Below are 18,110 nucleotides of genomic sequence, written 5' to 3'. Positions count from 1 at the left end.
TGCTCTGCCTGACGGATCAAAGGCAAAAGGCCGGTCGCAAGACCGGCCTTTTGTTTTCCCCCCGTACCGGGTTCCTCAAATGGTGGCCGACCGGAAGTCATGGCTTATCAGAGGAGGCCACTCCACACCACGTTCCGGCCGGCCGTGCCTCACGGACTCAGGAGATGCGGCGGACCCGAGCGCCCCGTGAGGACACATGTCGCTGTAGACCGCTTCGGCTCTCCCTCACCCCCCAGCGACGAAAGCCGACGGAACAGCGAAACATTTGAGTAAAATTACGCTAGCACGCTGGATGATCCAAATAAAGTCGAACGGCAGAAAGGCAGCGTAAACACCTGATTAACCATGAATAAACATGGTTAATAAAGTGCAGATGAAATTGCCCTCCGGGGCGGGCCAGCAGGAATCCGGCAGCCTCACCCTTCAGCGATTTCAAAGACTTATGCCTGAATGGTGAGAAGCCGCCTCAAGCAGCCTCAGCGACCACGCGGTTGCGCCCGTCGCGCTTGGCGCGATAGAGCGCGGCGTCGGCGCGCTCGAGCAATGCATTCGACGTGTCGCCCGGTCCGACCGTGACCGCGATGCCGATGCTCACCGTGATGTTGAGCGTTTCCATGGGCTCAATGCGGAAAGGAACCTCCGCCACCTTCTGGCGGAGCCGTTCGGCGACCATCAGCGCATAGGAAAGATCGGTATCCGGCATGACGACGACGAACTCCTCGCCGCCGAGACGGCAGGCGAGATCGACGCCGCGCACATTCTGTTCGATTCGCTGCGCGAACTCCTTGAGCACCGCATCGCCGGCCGGATGCCCATGGGTATCGTTCACCGCCTTGAAGTAGTCGATGTCGAAGATGAGCAGCGACACCGGCTTGCCCGAATGCGCCCCTTCCTCAACCAGCGTGGCAAGATGCCCTTCCATGTAGCGGCGGTTATAGAGGCCGGTGAGGCTGTCCGTGACAGCGAGTTCGAGCCCCTTCTGGAAGCGATCCCTCAGGTAATCCTGGTAACGCTTGCGGCGGAGTTGCGTCCGGCAGCGCGCGACAAGCTCGTTCCGCTCCACAGGGCGGAGCAGATAGTCGTTCACGCCCATATCGAGCGCGCGGACGAGGCGGGGCGTGTCCCCTTCCTCCACGATGACGAGAATCGGCGTCTGCCGCGTCGCCTCGGCGGAGCGAAGCTGCGAGCAGAGCCTGAGCCCGTCGAACTCCTGAAGCGTGAGGCTCACGATGAGGAGATCATAGGCGCCGGTCGCGGCGAGTTGCACCATGTCTTCGGGCGTATCGGCGACCGTGACCATGTGCTGAAGCGAAAGCGCCTCGGTCAGCCGCTTGAGCGAGTTCGGCCGGTCGTCGATCACGAGCGCCCTGCCCGGCTCCGCCATGAGCATGCGCTCGGTCGAGGTGCCGACAAAGGCGCCGATGCGCTGGCCCGTGGCCTCGCGCATCCGCAATTCGTCCGTGACCATTTTCAGGCGCACGAGGCTCTTCACCCGCGCGAAAAGCGCGACATCGTTGACGGGCTTGGTCAGGAAGTCGTCGGCTCCCGCCTCGAGGCCCTGAATGCGGTCCTTCGGCTGGTCGAGCGCCGTCACCATGATGACGGGAATGTGCTCGGTCTGCGGCGCGGCCTTGAGCCGGCGGCACACCTCGAAGCCGTCCATCCCCGGCATCATGACGTCGAGCAGGATGATGTCCGGCTGCTGTGCCATGGCGATTTCGAGCGCCTCGGGCCCCGAAGACGCCTTGAGCACGCCGAAATACTCCGCCGTCAGCTTCGCATCGAGGAGCTTCAGGTTCGCCGGAACATCGTCGACAATGAGAACGCGCGCCGTCACTGCTCTTGCCCCTACCTCAGGAAACGCTGGACGGTCTCCAGGAACTGCGTGACCGAGATGGGTTTCGAGATGTAGGCCTCGCAGCCGCCTTCGCGAATCTTTTCCTCGTCACCCTTCATGGCGAAGGCCGTGACCGCGACCACCGGAATCGAGCGGAGGCTGTCGTCTTCCTTGATCCATTTGGTGACTTCGAGCCCCGACACTTCGGGAAGCTGAATGTCCATGAGGATCAGATCGGGGCGATTCTTGCGCGCGATCTCCAGCGCCTCGATGCCGTCCCGCGTCTGAAGCGTCTCATAGCCATGAGCATCAAGAAGGTCATGGAAGAGCTTCATGTTGAGCTCGTTGTCCTCGACGATCAGAACTTTTTTGGTCATCGCATCCATAGCTCCAAACCCCACCCCTGTTGCCCTGCCGCTCCGACCCCTTGATATTCTTCTCCGCGGGCGTGGATGCCGATTCCGCACCTCAGACAGCTCATATGACGCCAATATCGTTAACTAAGTCTTTAATCATCGCCCCGGCGCAGGCCGTTTCGCCTCAATCTGGGGCTATGATTAATTTGTTATTGTCGAGGAAACGGAACGTTAGCCATGCAGGCCGAACAGGCTGAACTCATCGCGATCAAGGCGCTCGGCCACATTGCCGCCGACGACGAATTGCTCTTTGCATTCTTCGACATAACCGGCCTTTCGCCAGCCGATCTCAGAGAGCGCGGCGGCGACGCGGAAATCCTGGGCGGCGTGCTCGACTTCATCCTCATGGACGAAGCGCGCCTCCTCGCCTTCTGCGAAGCGGCGGGGCTGAAGCCCGAACTGCCCGGCAGGGCAAGGAAGCTCCTTCCCGGCGGCGAGGAGGTGCACTGGACATGAACGCCCCCAAGACAAATACCGCCCCGCACATGCAGGGCCTCGATCTTCTCGCGCTTCACGAGGATGTCGCCCCACAGATCGAGGCGCTGCAGCTCACGCGCGGAAAGCCGCTCATCGTCTCCGATTGCGACGAGGTGCTGATGCAGTTCATCGCCGGGCTCGAACTCTACCTGGAAACGCAAGGGCTCTGGCTCGATCTCAAGAGCTTCGCGCTCACCGGCAACGTCAAGCGGCGCGACACGGGCGAGCCCGTTCCGGCAGCCGAAATGCCCGAACTGCTGAAGAGCTTTTTCGCTTCCTCCACCCACTCGCTCATTCCGGTGCGGGGCGCGGCCGAAGCCTTGCGGGCGCTCAGCCCGCGCGCGCAGATCGTGGTGCTGACCAACGTGCCTTTCTCCGAAAGGGAAACGCGGGCACGGAACCTCGCGGCGCATGGCATGGCCTATCCCGTCATCGCCAACAAGGGGCTCAAGGGAGGCGCGGTGAAGCGGCTCGCCGAACGCGTCGAGGCGCCCGTCATCTTCCTCGATGACATTCCGCACAACATCGCCTCGGTCGCCGCCGCCCACGCGCCCACACACCGCATTCACTTCATCGCCGACCCGCGCCTCGCCCGGATGCTGCCGCCTTCCGAGCACAGCCACTTCCACACCACGGACTGGACGCTGGCGCATGATTTCATCTCGGCCTGTCTCGAAAAGGATGGTTTCTGATTTCCATACGTATCGGCATTGACCTCGGCGGCACGAAAATCGAAGCCATCGCGCTCGGCGCAGGCGGACGCGAAATTGCGCGGCGGCGCATCGCAACGCCCGGAAGCTACGAAGCGACCATCGCCGCCATCCGCGATCTCGTCGCCGCCCTCGAAAGCGACACGGGCGCACGCGGCACTGTCGGCATCGGCATGCCGGGCGCCTTCTCTCCCGCAACGGGCCTTGTGAAGAACGCGAACAGCACATGGCTCAACGACACGCCCTTCGACCGCGATCTAGGCGCCGCGCTCGGCCGCGAATTGCGCTTCGCCAATGACGCCGACTGCTTCGCCCTCTCCGAAGCGACCGATGGCGCTGGCGCAGGCGCGCCGAGCGTCTTCGGCGTCATCCTCGGCACGGGCGTCGGCGCCGGCATCGTCATTCACGGGCGCCTTCTCTCAGGGCCCAATGCCATTGCGGGCGAATGGGGCCACAACCAGCTTCCCCGGATGCTGCCCGACGAGATTCCAGGCCCCGATTGCTATTGCGGCCAGAAGGGCTGCATCGAGACATGGAACTCCGGCCCCGGCTTCGAGGCCGAATACGAACGCATGGAAGGCGAGAAGCTCACCACGCATGAAATCGTGGCGGCGGCCGAGGCAGGCTCGCGGCCCGCGCGCTCGGCCTTGCGGCGCTATTCCGACCGCCTCGCCCGCGCGCTCTCGCATGTCATCAACCTCATCGACCCGCATGTGATCGTGCTTGGCGGCGGCATGTCGAACATTGCCGCGCTTTACGACGAGGTGCCGGCGCGCTGGGGCTCATATGTGTTTTCCGACCGCGTCGATACGAAACTCCTGCGCAACCGGCATGGCGATGCGAGCGGCGTGCGGGGCGCGGCCTGGCTCTGGCCGGAGGAGAGCGCGGGATGAATGCGGGCGCCGCGCCAGCCAAAGGCTTCTGCCGCGATTGCTTCGCCGAAGTCGAGGCCGGCCGCACGCGCTGCCCGGCCTGCAATCGCCCGCGCCTTGCCTTCCATCCCGAACTGAACGAACTCGGCATCGCGCATCTCGACTGCGACGCCTTCTACGCCGCCATCGAAAAACGCGACAATCCGGACTTGCGCGACAAGCCGCTCATCATCGGCGGTGGCAAGCGCGGCGTCGTCTCGACCTGCTGCTATATCGCGCGTATCCGCGGCGTGCGCTCCGCCATGCCCATGTTCAAGGCGCTGCAAGCCTGCCCCGAAGCCGTCGTCATGCCGCCCGACATGGCGAAATATGCAAGCGTCGGGCGCGAGGTGCGCCAGCTCATGCGCGAGCTGACGCCGCTTGTCGAACCGCTCTCGATCGACGAGGCGTTTCTCGATCTGAACGGCACGGAGCGGCTCCATCATGCGAACCCTGCCATGACGATGGCGAAGCTCCAGACGCGCATCGAAAAGGAAATCGGCATCACCGTTTCCGTGGGCCTCAGCTACTGCAAGTTTCTGGCGAAGATCGCATCCGACATGGACAAGCCGCGCGGATTCACCGTTCTCGGACGGGCGGAGGCGCTCGACTTCCTCGCCTCGAAGCCCGTCTCCTTCATCTGGGGCGTCGGCAAGTCGCTCGAAGCCCGGCTCGCGCGCGACGGCATCAGCCGCATTGCCCAGCTTCAGCGCATGGAGGAAAACGATCTCATGGCGCGCTATGGCGTCATGGGCCGAAGGCTCTGGCGGCTGTCGCGCGGCCTCGACGAGCGCTCCGTATCGAGCGCCAATGTCGCAAAGAGCATTTCCGCGGAAACGACGTTTGCGGACGATATTTCAGATGGCGCCGAGCTTCGCCGCCGCCTGTGGCCGCTCTGCGAAAAGGTCGCTCGCCGCGCGAAGGAAGCTGGCCATTCCGGCGCCACGATCGTGCTCAAGCTCAAGACCGCCGATTTCAGGATCCGCACGAGAAGCGTCACCCTTCCCGATCCGACGCAGTTGGCCGAAGTGATCTACAGAACTGGCGCGCCGCTGCTTGCGAAGGAAGCGGACGGAACAGCCTTCCGCCTGCTCGGCATCGGCCTCGCGCAACTCGCGGATGCCGATCTTGCCGATCCGCCCGACATGCTCGACCCCGGCGCCACGCGGCGGGCGGAGGCCGAACGCGCCATGGACCGCGTTCGCGCCCGCTTCGGCGCGCAAGCCATCATCAAGGGGCGCGGCATGACGGACTGAGGCCCGGCACCGGACCCTAGCAGGCACCGGGCTTGAAATATTCGATCTGGGCGAGATCGCCCTTCAGCACCACATCGTCATAATCGAGCGTCAGGGCGCTCATCACGCCGTTCGGAAACATGGCGAAGCCCATCTCGAAACTCGGCGTCTCGTCATTGCCCCTGTCGTCCTGATCGAAATAGCTCACATGCACATACCATGGCGAGGCATCCTCGAGCCTTGCGCCTGCGCCGCGGTTCCTGATCCGCACCTTCCTCGCGTCGGAGGGCGCCTCGCCCTGTTTGCCGATGAAGGCCGTGACATAGGTCGCCGTGGACTGGGTTCCGTCGAAAAGCGTATTGCTGAAGACGGACTTTCCCTCCCGCGCCGCCTGGAGCAGCGCCACGTTGAAGGCGGTCGGGAAAAGCACGTCGCCGGGCAGTTCGGCCGGCTCCTTGCCTTCTTCCTCGAGCACAACCCGGCTTCCCTTCCGATAGACATGCCCGGACTGGCGCAGCGACGGCTTGCCGTCCGCATACTCGACCCGGTCGAAGCGGAACTCATGCCCATCGAGCGACTCGAATGAGGTCAGCCGCACATCGCTGACGGAGATCGCATTCGCCTCGTCGCTCGATCTCGTGACGACGCGCTGCTCCGATGTGTAGCCCTCGCAGGCGGGACCGCCGCGCCACTCCACAACCATGCGCCCGTCGAGCCCGTCCACCTCGCTCACCGCTTTCAGCCGGTCGACCGAAAGGTCATAGACGGCGCGGTGCATCTGCAGATCGACGGGATCGCTACCCTCGGCCCGCGTCAGCAGGAAAAGCCCGAGCCCGAGCGCCACCACTCCGGCAACAGATCCGATGACAATCCGGGGTGCGTGCCGGCGAATTTGAAAACTGGTCCGCATCTGGGAGAAACTTCCTTTCGACTGCGCGCGCCCCGAGCGCCTTCCGCAAGCTTACACCATCGGATAAAGCTGAAGCTCCGGCATCGTTCACACTGCATCATCGAGGCCAAATTGAGCCGCTCGCCTTCCAGCCCCCCGCTTTCAAGCCCCGTGCCATCCGGTAGCCGCCCCCGGCTGCTCGTCACCCGAAAACTTCCCGCCGCCGTCGAGGCGCGCATCCTCGGCTCCTATGAGGCGGAGCTCAATGCCGACGATTCCGTCATGAGCCGGGACGAGATTGTCGCCCGCGCCGACGGCAAGGACGGGCTCCTCGTTACCGTCGCCGACAGGATCGACGGCACTCTGATCGCCGCCCTGCCGCCATCCATCCACATCATCGCGAGCTTTTCGGTCGGCTACGATCATATCGACATCGAGGCCGCCGCCGCGCGGGGCCTCGCCGCCACCAATACGCCGGATGTCCTGACCGACGCGACGGCGGACATCGCGCTGCTCCTCATTCTCGGCGCCGCTCGCGGCGCGGCGGCGGGCATGGCCGCGATCCGGGAAGGAAGCTGGAAAAACTGGGCGCCGACCGGCATGCTCGGAACGGATGTGGGCGGAAAGCGCCTCGGCATTCTCGGCATGGGGCGTATAGGCCGGGCGGTGGCAAAGCGGGCCCGCGCCTTCGGCATGTCGATCCATTACCACAACCGCCATCGCCTGCCGCCGGACCAGGAGGGGGACGCCATCTATCATTCCTCCGTGGAGGGCCTATTCGAAGTGTCGGACATTCTCTCCGTTCATTGTGCATCGACGCCCGAGACGAGGCGCCTCGTCAATGCGCAAACCCTCGCTCTGATGCCGGAGGGCGCGATCCTCGTGAACACGGCGCGCGGCGACATCGTCGACGATGACGCCCTGATCGCCGCCCTCGCCTCCGGCCGCCTGAGGGCGATCGGCCTCGACGTCTTCAACAACGAGCCGGACATAGACCCGCGCTACCGCACCCTTCCCGCTGCCTTTCTTCTCCCGCATCTCGGCAGCGCCACGCTCGAGACGCGCAATGCCATGGGCTTCCGCGCGCTCGACAATCTCGACGCGTTCTTTGCGGGCCGCGAGGCGCCTGATCTCATCACGCCGCACCGTCGGTCCACTTCATCCGCAAGCTGATTTTCTGCCTCCTTGAGGCAATATCCGCCGGGAGAGGGAAGAATTTGCCGGGCAAGACATCCGCCTCGCTGAATTCAACCCATTGAATCTTATGGATAATCGGCAGTGGCAAGGCACTTGCTCCGTTGATCCGGCGAAACCGGGCAATGAGGGGTGAGGAAACCGGTATGAGACGGGTGAAACTGGCGGATCTGCAAAGTCCGCGACAGACAAACGACACAGCGCTATCCGTGGGTGACGAGCCTACCCGGCGCTTCCGCATGGCGATGAACAATTCCCGCCTTACGGCCGATGCCGAAAGGCTGCGCGCCCACGCGCTGAGCTATGCGGCGGAGGTGGAAGACCGCATCGCCGAACTCAATGCGCGCATCGCGCAGCTCGAGGCCCTTTCCGTCACCGACGATTTGACGGGACTCCTCAACCGGCGTGGCTTCGACGACGTGCTGGCGCGAAACCTCAACAGCGCCGCCCGCCATGACGAGTCCGGACTGCTCGCCTATATCGACCTCGACAATTTCAAGGACGTCAACGATCTCCACGGACATGGCATCGGCGACGAATTGCTGAGCGCCGTCGGCCGCTACCTCCAGAAGAATGTCCGTGCGACGGACTATGCCGCGCGCCTCGGCGGCGATGAATTCGCCATTCTCTTCGTCCGTGCCGAACATGCGCCGACGCGCGAGCGCGCGCGCAGCCTCGTTCGCGGCCTCAACGGCGTTTCGGTGAGGCATGGCCGCCAGGTCATCACCACCAGGGCCAGCCTGGGCCTCGCCTATTACGACGGAAATTCAAAGCCCGAGGAACTGCTCCAGCGCGCCGATCGTGCCATGTATGCCGACAAGAGCAAGGGCAGCCGCGCCGCCCGCATGATCATCAACGGCTGAGCGGCGCGCCCTTCGGCTGCTGCTGCGTGATGCAGTGAATGACGCCGCCGCCCACCGCGATGTCGAGGGCCGGCACCTGCACGACCTCCCGATCCGGAAATGCCTCGCCAATGATGCGTGCCGCCGCCTCGTCATTCGGATCGTCGAATGACGGCATCACGATGCCGCCATTGGCGATGTAGAAATTGATATAGGAGGTGCAGAGCCTGCGGCCATCGCTCCGGCGCAGATTGCGCCTCGGCTGCGGCACCTCGATCACTTCGAGCTTCCGCCCGCCCGCGTCCCGCGCCGCCTCGAGCCGCGCCCGGTTCTCCTGCATGCGCGCGAAATTTGGATCGCTCTTGTCCTCCGGCATGTGGAGAAGCACGCGCCCCCTGCCCGCGAAACAGGCGATCATATCCACATGGCCGCTCGTCTCGTCATCCTCGAGCCCCTGATCGAGCCAGACGATGCGGCTGATGCCGAGAAAGAGCGCGACGCGCTCCTCGATCTGCTGGCGCGTCAGACCCGGATTGCGATTGTCATTGAGCAGACATTCTTCCGTCGTCAGCAAAGTGCCGTAGCCATCGACGGAAATCGACCCGCCCTCGAAGATCATCGGCCCGGCATAGCGGCGCATGCCGAGCTGCTCCAGCATGGCCGCGCCGACTTCGGCGTCCTGCTCGTAGCCCTGATAGGCATTGCCCCAGGCGTTGAACTGCCAATGCACGCCCGCGACGCCGCCCTTGCCGTCGATGACGAAGGTGGGGCCCGTATCCCGCGCCCATGAATCGTCGATTTCAATGGGTACGATCTCGATGCCGCGCCCGCAGGCAAGCCGCGCCGCCGCCGCCTCATGCGGACGGCAGATCATCGCCACCGGCTCGAAACGCGAGATGGCGCGCGCCACATTCGCATAGGCCTGATAGGCATGGGGCAGATGTTCGCCCCAGACCGAGCCGCGCGAAGGCCATTGCATCCAGCAACGCTCATGCGGCTCCCATTCCGCCGGCATGAAAAGACCGTCATCTGCAGGCGCCCGCGCGGCAAGCTTCATTTGGACCTTCCCCCTTCGCCTTTACCGAAATAGGTATATCGTTTGAAGGCCACGGAGCAAATGGAGGCAGTACATGTCAGGCAGGATCGATGCACGGCTGAAGGAACTCGGGATCACCTTGCCCAAGGCGGCGGCGCCGCTCGCCAATTATGTTCCCTGGGTTGTTACGGGCTCTCTCGTCTTCGTTTCCGGTCAGGGTCCGGTGGGACCGACCGGCATCGAATATCAGGGCAAGCTCGGCCGCGACCTCGAAGTGGCGGAGGGAGCCAAGGCCGCGCGTCTCACCGCGCTCAACGTTATCGCGCAACTCCGCGAGGCGGTCGGCGGCGATCTCGACCGCGTGAAGCGCTGCGTGAAGCTGCTTGGCTTCGTCAATTCGACACCCGATTTCATCCAGCAGCCCGACGTCATCAATGGCGCATCCGATGTGATCGTGGAGATTTTCGGCAATGCGGGGCGCCATGCCCGCTCGGCCGTCTCGGCGCCGAGCCTGCCCGTGGATATCGCCGTCGAGATCGAGGCCATCTTCGAGATCGAGTGAGCCGCAATGGTCTTCAGGATTACCCGGCGCGGAGCACTGACGGGTGCTTTCGCGATGGCGACGACCTATGCCATCGCCGGCGAGCGGAACCCGCCGGGCGACGAACTCACGCGCCTTGGCACGCGCTACAAGGGCCGGCTCGGCGTCGCCGCCCTCGACAGCGGCACGGGCCGGCGTCTTTCGTTGCGCGGCGATGAAAGATTCGCGCTTTGCAGCACGTTCAAGTTTCTTGCCGCCGCGGCTGTCCTGCATCGCGTCGATCTCGGTACGGAGCGTCTTCATCGTCGCATCGGCTATGGCAAGGCCGACCTTCTCGACTATGCGCCCGTGACTTCGCGCCATGCCGCCAAGGGCAGCATGACGCTTTCGGATCTCTGCGCGGCCGCGGTCGAATGGAGCGACAACACGGCGGGTAATCTCATTCTCGCCACGCTTGGCGGACCGGAGGGCCTGACCCGCTATCTCCGCGGTCTCGGTGATGACATCACGCGCCTCGACCGTACCGAACCGACGCTCAACGAAGTCGAGCCGAACGATCCGCGCGACACCACCACGCCGGAAGCGATGCTTGGCCTGATGCGGACGCTGCTTCTCGGCAATGCGCTCTCCCCGGCGCCCCGCGCACAGCTCCTTGCGTGGCTGCGTGGCTGCCAGACGGGTCAGCACAGGCTTGCGGCCGGCCTTCCTTCCGGCTGGCAGATCGGCGACAAGACCGGTACAGGACCGAGGGGTGAAGCAAACGACATTGCCATCGTCCATCCGCCGGGACGAAAGCCGCTGCTGATCGCCGCCTATTATCAAGGGACAGACGACAGCGCCGAGACGCGCAACGCGGTTCACGCCGATGTGGCGCGCGCCCTGGTGCGCGCGTTCGGCGCGGCGTAGCGATCCTTCCTTGTCCGCGCCGTATGATGGCTTAGAGTCGAAAGGCCGAGTGCAACCGGAACGAAAGCCATGGGTGACGCCGAGCAAGCCATCATCAAGGTCGCGCAAGCGCTGGACGAGGTCGATGCCTCCGAGTGGGATGCCTGCGCCAATCCCGCCGGCGAGCCTTACAATCCCTTCGTCTCACACGCCTTTCTGAGCGCGCTCGAAGAGAGCGGCTCGGCAACGCGGCGCACTGGCTGGATGCCCTATCACCTGCTGCTGGAGGATGGGCAAGGCGGCCTTGCGGGCTGCATGCCGATGTATCTGAAGAGCCATAGCCGGGGCGAATATGTGTTCGATCACGGCTGGGCCGATGCGTTTGAGCGCGCTGGCGGCCACTACTATCCGAAGCTGCAAGTCTCCGTGCCCTTCACGCCCGCGACGGGCCCGCGCCTCCTGACGAAGCCGGGGCCGGGCCGCGAGGTCGCGGAAGACCGCCTCATCGCCGGCGCGCTCGAGGTTGCGCGCCGCACGGGCGTTTCCTCGCTGCACTTCACCTTTCTGCCCGAACGGCAATGGCGAAAGCTCGGCGCGCGCGGGCTCCTGCAGCGCACGGACCAGCAGTTTCACTGGTACAATCGCGACTATCGGAGCTTCGACGATTTCCTCGCCGACCTTTCGTCGCGCAAGCGCAAGATGATCCGCAAGGAGCGCGAGCGCGCGCTCGAAGCGGGCATCGAGATCGAATGGGCGACGGGCGCAAGCCTCAGCGAGGACCATTGGGACGCCTTCTTCGCGTTCTACATGGACACAGGGAGCCGCAAATGGGGCAGCCCCTATCTCACGCGCAAATTCTTCAGTCTCATCAACGAGCGCATGCCCGAGCGCACGCTTCTCGTCATGGCGAAGCGCCGTGGGCGCTACATCGCCGGCGCTCTCAATTTCATCGGCGGCGACGCGCTCTACGGGCGCAACTGGGGCGCGATCGAGCATCATCCCTTCCTGCATTTCGAATGCTGCTACTATCAGGCGATCGACTTCGCCATCGCGCGCGGCATTCCGCGCGTCGAGGCAGGCGCGCAGGGCGAGCACAAGCTCGCACGCGGCTACCTGCCCTCCCGCACCTACAGCGCCCACTGGATCGCCAATGCCTCATTCCGCGATGCCGTCGCCGAATATCTGAACCGCGAGCGGCTTCATGTCGAACGCGACATCGAAGTCCTTGGCGAATATTCCCCCTTCAGGCACGATCTTGCGCATGATCCGGCCTCGGCCGAAATACGAGAGGACGACTTCTGAAAATGGCTTACGACAACAACAATATCTTCGCGAAGATCATTCGCGGCGAGGCCCCGAGCTTCAAGGTGCATGAGGACGAGCGGACGCTTGCCTTCATGGACGTGATGCCCCAGTCGGAAGGACACACGCTGGTGATCCCGAAATCGCCGGCCGAAAACATGTTCGATCTGTCCGCCGACGATGCCGCGAACCTGATGCGCGTGACGCAGAAGGTGGCCGTCGCCGTCAAGCGCGCGATCAAGGCGCCCGGCATCATGATCGCGCAGCTCAATGGCCCGGAGGCCGGACAGACCGTCTTCCACATCCACATGCACATCATTCCGCGCTGGCACGGCATCGACCTGAAGCTGCATGCGCGCGAGATGGCGGATTTCGAGGTGCTGAAGAAGCAGGCCGAACTCATCAAGGCCGAGCTGGCGCGCGTCTGAAGCGCGGACCGCACGCCCGAACAAAAAAGCCGCCGTCCTGCGACGGCGGCTTTTCTCATTCTGCGTGAGCCGCGCTCAGCCCATATGGAAGGCGCAGAGCTTGTTGCCGTCGAGGTCGCGGAAATAGGCGCCGTAGAAATTGCCGCCGCGAAGTCCGGGCGCGCCCTCGTCCTTGCCGCCGAGCGCAAGCGCCTTGGCGTGGATCTTGTCCACATTCTCGCGCGAGCCGACCGCGAGCGACACCATGTTGCCATTGCCGACGGTCGCCGGATTGCCGTCAAAGGGCTTGATCACGGCGAGCATCGCGCCCTGGCCGTTCGACCAGCCGATGAAGCGGTCGCCGTCGACCATGGCGCGCTTTGCGCCGAGGAGGCCGAGCAGCTCGTCATAGAAAGCGCCGGCCTTCTGCCGGTCATTGCTGCCGAGCGTCACATAGCCAATCATTGTTATTCACTCCCTGTTTCGATTGCCTTGTCTGCCTGCTACCCCGGAGCCGTCATGGCGCGAAGCTCGAACGCGCCTTGATGCCCCAGTGACCGTTCTGTCGGGTCACGACATAAATCGAATCGTAGCTGCCGATGACGCTACCATCGGCCCGATAGCGCGTGAAGCGCGTGTCGAAATGGACCTTGTCCTCGCCCGCATGAATGACTTCGCGCCGCTCCCATGCGGAATGGTGCCAACCATCGCCGAGCGACGTGTCGAAGAGGCTCGGCTTGTGCCAGCCCGGCTTGTCGATGATGACGAGATCGTTGGAGGCGAGCCTGACGCTCGGAAAGTTGAAGGTGCGCTCCCACGCGGCGAGATCGCGCGCATTGAAAGCGGCCATGAAGTCGTCGAGACACTTCATGGCCGCCTTGATGCTTTCCGCATGCCCGCTCATTCCCCCTCTTTCCTCGCTCATTCGACGAGCAGCGGAACCTTGGGCGTCGAGCCGCTGTCACCGCCCGCGCCGCGCTTTTTCGGCGGCGGCGGGGTGCGAGTGCCGGCTTCCTCGATGTCGAAGACGAGCGTGTCGCCTTCGCCCACCTTGACCACGACATGCCCGCCCTTCAGCAGACGGCCGAAGAGAACTTCGTCCGCCAGCGGCTTCTTGATCGATTCCTGAATGACGCGGGCAAGCGGCCGCGCGCCCATCTGGTCGTCATAGCCGCGCTTGGCGAGCCAGGCATTCGCCTCCGGCGTCAGCGAGATCGTGACGTTGCGGTCGGCGAGCTGGGCATCGAGTTGCAGCACGAACTTCTCGACCACATGCGCGATGATTTCCGGCGTCAGCGGCGCGAACGGAATGACCGCGTCGAGCCGGTTGCGGAACTCGGGCGTGAAGAGCCGCTTGATCGCGTCCTCGTCCTCGCCCACGCGTTTGCCGCCGCCGAAGCCGATCGCGTTCTTCGCCGCCTCGGAGGCGCCCGCATTGGTCGTCATGATGAGAACGACATTGCGGAAGTCGATCTTCTTGCCGTTATGGTCGGTAAGCTTGCCGTGATCCATGACCTGCAACAGGATGTTGAAAAGGTCCGGATGCGCCTTTTCGATCTCGTCGAGCAGCAGCACGCAATGCGGATGCTGGTCGACGCCATCGGTGAGCAGGCCACCCTGATCGAAGCCGACATAGCCGGGCGGCGCGCCGATGAGGCGCGAGACGGTGTGCCGCTCCATATATTCCGACATGTCGAAGCGCAGCATCTCGACGCCCATGATCAAGGCAAGCTGGCGCGCGACCTCGGTCTTGCCGACGCCGGTGGGGCCCGAGAAGAGATAGGCGCCGATGGGCTTTTCCGCTTCGCGCAGGCCCGCGCGGGCAAGCTTGATCGAAGCGGCGAGCGCCTCGATCGCCTTGTCCTGACCGAAGACGACGCGCTTCAGCTCCACGTCGAGATCGCGCAGCTTCTCCGTATCGGTCTTCGACACGGATTTCGGCGGGATGCGCGCCATGGTCGCGATCACATTCTCGATCTCGGCAACGCCGATGGTCTTCTTGCGGCGCGATTCCGGCAGCAACATCTGCGAGGCGCCCGCCTCGTCGATGACGTCGATCGCCTTGTCCGGCAGCTTGCGGTCGTGCATGTACTTGGCCGAAAGCTCCACCGCCGACTTGATGGCGTCGTTCGTGTAGCGGACCTTGTGGAAGTCCTCGTAATAGGGCTTGAGGCCCTTGAGGATCTTGATCGAGTCCGGCACCGTCGGCTCCGCCACGTCGATCTTCTGGAAGCGGCGGACAAGCGCCCGGTCCTTCTCGAAGTGCTGGCGGTATTCCTTGTAGGTGGTCGAGCCGATGCAGCGCAGCGTGCCGCTGGCGAGTGCAGGCTTCAGCAGGTTGGACGCATCCATCGCGCCGCCGCTCGTCGCGCCCGCGCCGATCACCGTGTGAATCTCGTCGATGAACATGATCGCGCCGGGATAGGCCTCAAGCTCCTTGATGACGGCCTTGATACGCTCCTCGAAATCGCCGCGATAGCGCGTGCCTGCAAGCAGCGTGCCCATGTCGAGCGAGAAGATCGTCGCATCGAGCAGCACTTCCGGCACTTCGCCATTGACGATGCGGCGCGCGAGCCCTTCCGCGATCGCCGTCTTGCCGACGCCGGGATCGCCCACGAAAAGCGGATTGTTCTTCGAGCGGCGGCACAGGATCTGGATCGTGCGCTCGACTTCCTTCTCGCGCCCGATCAGCGGGTCGATCTTTCCCTGCCGCGCCTTCTCGTTGAGGTTGATGCAATAGGCGTCGAGCGCCTCGGTTGAGCGCTCCTTGCCCGCGCGTGCCTTTTCGCGCGGCTCGCCGTCGCTCTCGCCAGCGCCGCGCACCGGCCGCGTCTCGTTCATTTCCGGACGCTTGGCGATGCCGTGGCTGATGTAGTTCACGGCGTCATACCGCGTCATGTCCTGCTCCTGCAGGAAATAGGCGGCATGGCTCTCGCGCTCGGCGAACATGGCGACGAGGACATTGGCGCCCGTCACCTCTTCCCGGCCCGACGACTGCACATGGATGACCGCGCGCTGGATCACACGCTGGAAACCGGCTGTCGGCTTGGAGTCCTCGCCATCGTCGACGACCAGGCTCGAAAGCTCGTTGTCGATGTAGTTCGTCAGCTGCTGCCTGAGCACGCCGAGATCGACGTTGCAGGCGCGCATGACGGCGGCCGAATCCGGATCGTCCAGCAACGCAAGCAGAAGGTGCTCGAGCGTCGCATATTCGTGATTGCGGTCATTGGCGAGCGCCAGTGCCCGATGAAGGCCTTCCTCCAGACTGCGTGAAAATGTCGGCACTTAAGACCTTTCCTTCCGCTGCTCCCAGCCCCGTGACTCAAACCTTACGCTATTCTCGCTCCATTGTGCATTGCAGCGGGTGCTGGTTCTGCCTGGCAAAATCCATCACCTGCGTCACCTTCGTTTCAGCGACCTCGTAAGTGTAGAGGCCGCAAACGCCCACGCCATGCTGATGGACATGGAGCATGATCCGGGTCGCGTCCTCGCGGCCCTTGTTGAAGAACCGCTCAAGCACATGAATGACGAACTCCATCGGAGTGTAGTCGTCATTCAGCAAAAGCACCTTGTACAAAGAGGGCTTCTTCGTTTTCGGCTTGGTTTTCGTGATGACGCCGGTGGACGTTCCGCTGTCGTCATCCCCTCGCCGCGTGTCGTCAGACATGCCCCATCCTTACAAAGTCACTCACACCGGCCTGCCCTCCGACACCGGCAAGCCGGTTTTTCTCAAAGTCCTGACCCGATCGCACGCCGGAAAAAATCCTCTCCCGGCGCCCCTATTACATAGGCGAATCTCGCGGATTTCAAAGCCCGATCGCCGCAATCTGTTTGCCCCGCGCCTCTCCCCGCGCCTCTCCCCGCGCCTGGGCCTCCACCGAGCCTCCACCGGGCCTCGCATAATCCGCCGCGAGGCGGTGGCGCGCGACGGGCTTCGAGCCCCCGCTCGGCGGCTCATCGGGCGGCGACTGCGGCACGCCTTCCGGTGATTCTGGCCAAGCTGCGGGAATCTCGACGTTTTTCGTTCATTTTCAACCGGCCGGGGATTCACAAATCGCATTCGAGTGGTTACAGTTAGTTTTGGGGATGAATTGCGGGCTTGACCCGCTCGCCTGGCAGGGGCGTCTGAGACACGGGGTTCAACGGGCATGTTTGCGTTTGCGCTTTCGAATCCGTGGTCGAACCTGAACTCCGGTGAGGGCCGCGCGACGAGGCTCCTTTTTGCCGGGCTGCTTCTGCTCGCCTGCCTCGTGATCGCCGGTGGCGCCGAGGCGCGCGCCAAGCACAAGAAGGCCGAACCCTTCGTCCCGAAATCCGCCGCCTTCGTCATGGATGCCTATACCGGCCGCGTTCTCTACTCGAACAACGCCGACACGCAGTGCTATCCGGCCTCGCTCACCAAGGTCATGACGCTCTATCTGGTGTTCGAGCGCCTGCGGGACGGCCGGCTCAAGCTCGATACCCGCATGCCGGTTTCCGCCCATGCCGCCAATCAGGCGCCCTCGCGCCTTGGCCTGCGCCGTGGCGACACGATCCGCGTCGAGGATGCGATCCTCGGCCTCGTCACCAAATCCGCCAACGACGTCGCCGCCACGGTCGCCGAATATATCGGCGGCACGGAAAAGGACTTCGCCCGCATGATGACGGCGAAGGCGCGCGCCCTAGGCATGGACCGCACCCAGTACATGAACGCCTCGGGCCTGCCCAACAAGGGCCAGCTCACCACGGCCCGCGATCAGGCGACGCTCGCCCGGCGCATCCAGAAGGATTTTCCGCAGTATTTTGCCTACTTCTCGACCGAGGAGTTCGAGTGGGACGGCCGCAAGATCCGCAATCACAATCGTCTGCTCGGCAAGTATGCGGGCGTGAACGGCCTCAAGACCGGCTACACCGCCGCGTCCGGCTTCAACCTGACCACGACGGTCATGCGCGATGAAAAGTCGGTGATCGGTGTCGTGCTCGGCGGCAAGACGGCGCGCGCGCGCGACGCCCATATGGTCGAGATTCTCGACCGCGCGTTTCCCCGGGCCGTCGCCATGCGGGATGGCGCGGCCACGACGCGCTTTGCCGCCGTCGCCCCGGCAAAGAAGCCGGTCGGCATATCCGATCGGGAGCGCATGGCGCTCGCCTCGCTTGCCACGGCCGACGAGCACGATCCGGACGAAGAATCCTACACGGGCACCGACCGCGTCGCGAGCCTGAGCGCCTCGCCCGCCCCCGTCGTCGTTTCCGCGCCTCCGGCCATCAAGCCGGTGGCCGCCCCTGCCCCGGTCGTGGCGAAGCCCATCGCCGTTCCGGTCCTCGCGGCGCCCGCCAGCACACCCGTCGGTACGTTCGCCAGCGCCCCGGTCATCGCGACGCCCGCGAAGCCTGAGCCGCTGCGCCTCGCTGCCGTCGAGCCCGTTTCGCAGGCCGCCCCCATTCTGCC

Annotated in this window: 19 protein-coding genes; 11 read left to right on the top strand and 8 right to left on the bottom strand. The window is 64.1% G+C overall.

What is annotated here, in order from left to right:
- Nucleotides 1-466: 466 nt before the first annotated feature.
- Nucleotides 467-1,837 (bottom strand): PleD family two-component system response regulator, encoded by a 1,371-nt coding sequence (locus WBG82_RS01400; RefSeq protein WP_424420447.1) that lies wholly within the window; start codon nucleotides 1,835-1,837, stop codon nucleotides 467-469.
- An 11-nt stretch (nucleotides 1,838-1,848) separates the two neighbouring features.
- Nucleotides 1,849-2,214, bottom strand: coding sequence for a response regulator (locus tag WBG82_RS01395; RefSeq protein ID WP_293550074.1), 366 nt, complete (start codon nucleotides 2,212-2,214; stop codon nucleotides 1,849-1,851).
- 216 nt (nucleotides 2,215-2,430) lie between these two features.
- On the opposite strand from WBG82_RS01395, the gene WBG82_RS01390 reads away from it, so the two are divergent.
- The 4 genes from WBG82_RS01390 to WBG82_RS01375 are packed head-to-tail and all read left to right on the top strand — an operon-like array spanning nucleotide 2,431 to nucleotide 5,607.
- Nucleotides 2,431-2,709, top strand: a complete 279-nt coding sequence (locus tag WBG82_RS01390; RefSeq protein WP_424420445.1) for a DUF3572 domain-containing protein — start codon at nucleotides 2,431-2,433, stop codon at nucleotides 2,707-2,709.
- Nucleotides 2,706-3,422 (top strand): hypothetical protein, encoded by a 717-nt coding sequence (locus WBG82_RS01385; protein WP_424420443.1) that lies wholly within the window; start codon nucleotides 2,706-2,708, stop codon nucleotides 3,420-3,422. Before WBG82_RS01390 ends, WBG82_RS01385 begins: the two co-directional genes overlap by 4 nt.
- The gene (locus WBG82_RS01380; protein WP_424420512.1) at nucleotides 3,398-4,333 is read left to right on the top strand and encodes an ROK family protein; all 936 of its coding nucleotides are present in this window, start codon (nucleotides 3,398-3,400) and stop codon (nucleotides 4,331-4,333) included. Before WBG82_RS01385 ends, WBG82_RS01380 begins: the two co-directional genes overlap by 25 nt.
- Nucleotides 4,330-5,607, top strand: a complete 1,278-nt coding sequence (locus tag WBG82_RS01375; RefSeq protein WP_424420440.1) for a DNA polymerase IV — start codon at nucleotides 4,330-4,332, stop codon at nucleotides 5,605-5,607. The genes WBG82_RS01380 and WBG82_RS01375 overlap by 4 nt, the downstream gene beginning before the upstream one ends.
- Before the next feature lie 16 nt (nucleotides 5,608-5,623).
- Here the strand turns inward: WBG82_RS01375 and WBG82_RS01370 are convergent, their stop codons facing one another.
- Nucleotides 5,624-6,433 carry an EipB family protein gene (locus WBG82_RS01370; protein ID WP_424420438.1) on the bottom strand — a complete coding sequence of 270 codons (810 nt, stop codon included), beginning with the start codon at nucleotides 6,431-6,433 and terminating at the stop codon, nucleotides 5,624-5,626.
- Nucleotides 6,434-6,646: 213 nt separating this feature from the next.
- On the opposite strand from WBG82_RS01370, the gene WBG82_RS01365 reads away from it, so the two are divergent.
- Both WBG82_RS01365 and WBG82_RS01360 read left to right on the top strand, forming a co-directional pair.
- Nucleotides 6,647-7,648 (top strand): 2-hydroxyacid dehydrogenase, encoded by a 1,002-nt coding sequence (locus WBG82_RS01365; RefSeq protein ID WP_424420436.1) that lies wholly within the window; start codon nucleotides 6,647-6,649, stop codon nucleotides 7,646-7,648.
- A 260-nt stretch (nucleotides 7,649-7,908) separates the two neighbouring features.
- A complete protein-coding gene (locus WBG82_RS01360; protein ID WP_424420433.1) occupies nucleotides 7,909-8,532 on the top strand; it encodes a GGDEF domain-containing protein in 624 nt (207 codons plus the stop codon).
- Here the strand turns inward: WBG82_RS01360 and WBG82_RS01355 are convergent.
- Nucleotides 8,522-9,568, bottom strand: a complete 1,047-nt coding sequence (locus WBG82_RS01355) for an agmatine deiminase family protein (RefSeq protein ID WP_424420431.1) — start codon at nucleotides 9,566-9,568, stop codon at nucleotides 8,522-8,524. The genes WBG82_RS01360 and WBG82_RS01355 overlap by 11 nt on opposite strands.
- 73 nt (nucleotides 9,569-9,641) lie before the next feature.
- Here WBG82_RS01355 and WBG82_RS01350 point away from each other — a divergent pair, with 73 nt between their 5' ends.
- From WBG82_RS01350 to WBG82_RS01335, 4 genes are all read left to right on the top strand, one after another.
- Nucleotides 9,642-10,109, top strand: coding sequence for a RidA family protein (locus tag WBG82_RS01350; protein WP_424420428.1), 468 nt, complete (start codon nucleotides 9,642-9,644; stop codon nucleotides 10,107-10,109).
- A gap of 54 nt (nucleotides 10,110-10,163) precedes the next feature.
- Nucleotides 10,164-10,994, top strand: coding sequence for a class A beta-lactamase (bla, locus tag WBG82_RS01345; RefSeq protein WP_424420425.1), 831 nt, complete (start codon nucleotides 10,164-10,166; stop codon nucleotides 10,992-10,994).
- A gap of 69 nt (nucleotides 10,995-11,063) precedes the next feature.
- Nucleotides 11,064-12,275: a GNAT family N-acetyltransferase gene (locus tag WBG82_RS01340; RefSeq protein ID WP_424420422.1), complete on the top strand. Its 1,212-nt coding sequence runs from the start codon at nucleotides 11,064-11,066 to the stop codon at nucleotides 12,273-12,275.
- A 2-nt stretch (nucleotides 12,276-12,277) separates the two neighbouring features.
- Nucleotides 12,278-12,703: an HIT family protein gene (locus tag WBG82_RS01335; RefSeq protein WP_424420419.1), complete on the top strand. Its 426-nt coding sequence runs from the start codon at nucleotides 12,278-12,280 to the stop codon at nucleotides 12,701-12,703.
- A gap of 75 nt (nucleotides 12,704-12,778) precedes the next feature.
- On the opposite strand, the gene WBG82_RS01330 is transcribed toward WBG82_RS01335, so the two are convergent.
- Genes WBG82_RS01330 through clpS form a run of 4 tightly spaced genes read right to left on the bottom strand, consistent with a single transcriptional unit; the run spans nucleotide 12,779 to nucleotide 16,349 of the window.
- Nucleotides 12,779-13,147 (bottom strand): VOC family protein, encoded by a 369-nt coding sequence (locus tag WBG82_RS01330; RefSeq protein ID WP_424420416.1) that lies wholly within the window; start codon nucleotides 13,145-13,147, stop codon nucleotides 12,779-12,781.
- 52 nt (nucleotides 13,148-13,199) lie between these two features.
- Entirely contained in the window at nucleotides 13,200-13,586 is a 387-nt protein-coding gene (locus WBG82_RS01325) for a hypothetical protein (protein ID WP_424420413.1), read from the bottom strand.
- Nucleotides 13,587-13,603: 17 nt separating this feature from the next.
- Complete coding sequence (gene clpA / locus WBG82_RS01320) at nucleotides 13,604-15,967, bottom strand: ATP-dependent Clp protease ATP-binding subunit ClpA (RefSeq protein WP_424420411.1); 2,364 nt, start codon at nucleotides 15,965-15,967, stop codon at nucleotides 13,604-13,606.
- Between the two features lie 49 nt (nucleotides 15,968-16,016).
- Entirely contained in the window at nucleotides 16,017-16,349 is a 333-nt protein-coding gene (gene clpS, locus WBG82_RS01315) for an ATP-dependent Clp protease adapter ClpS (protein WP_324300246.1), read from the bottom strand.
- Between the two features lie 481 nt (nucleotides 16,350-16,830).
- Between clpS and WBG82_RS01310 the strand changes: the two genes are divergently transcribed.
- Nucleotides 16,831-18,110: D-alanyl-D-alanine carboxypeptidase family protein (locus WBG82_RS01310; RefSeq protein WP_424420409.1), on the top strand; the 1,280-nt coding region annotated here is incomplete at its 3' end.

It is taken from the genome of Parvibaculum sp. (assembly GCF_049671045.1).
GTDB lineage: Bacteria > Pseudomonadota > Alphaproteobacteria > Parvibaculales > Parvibaculaceae > Parvibaculum.
This window is presented reverse-complemented; position numbering and strand designations above follow the sequence as displayed.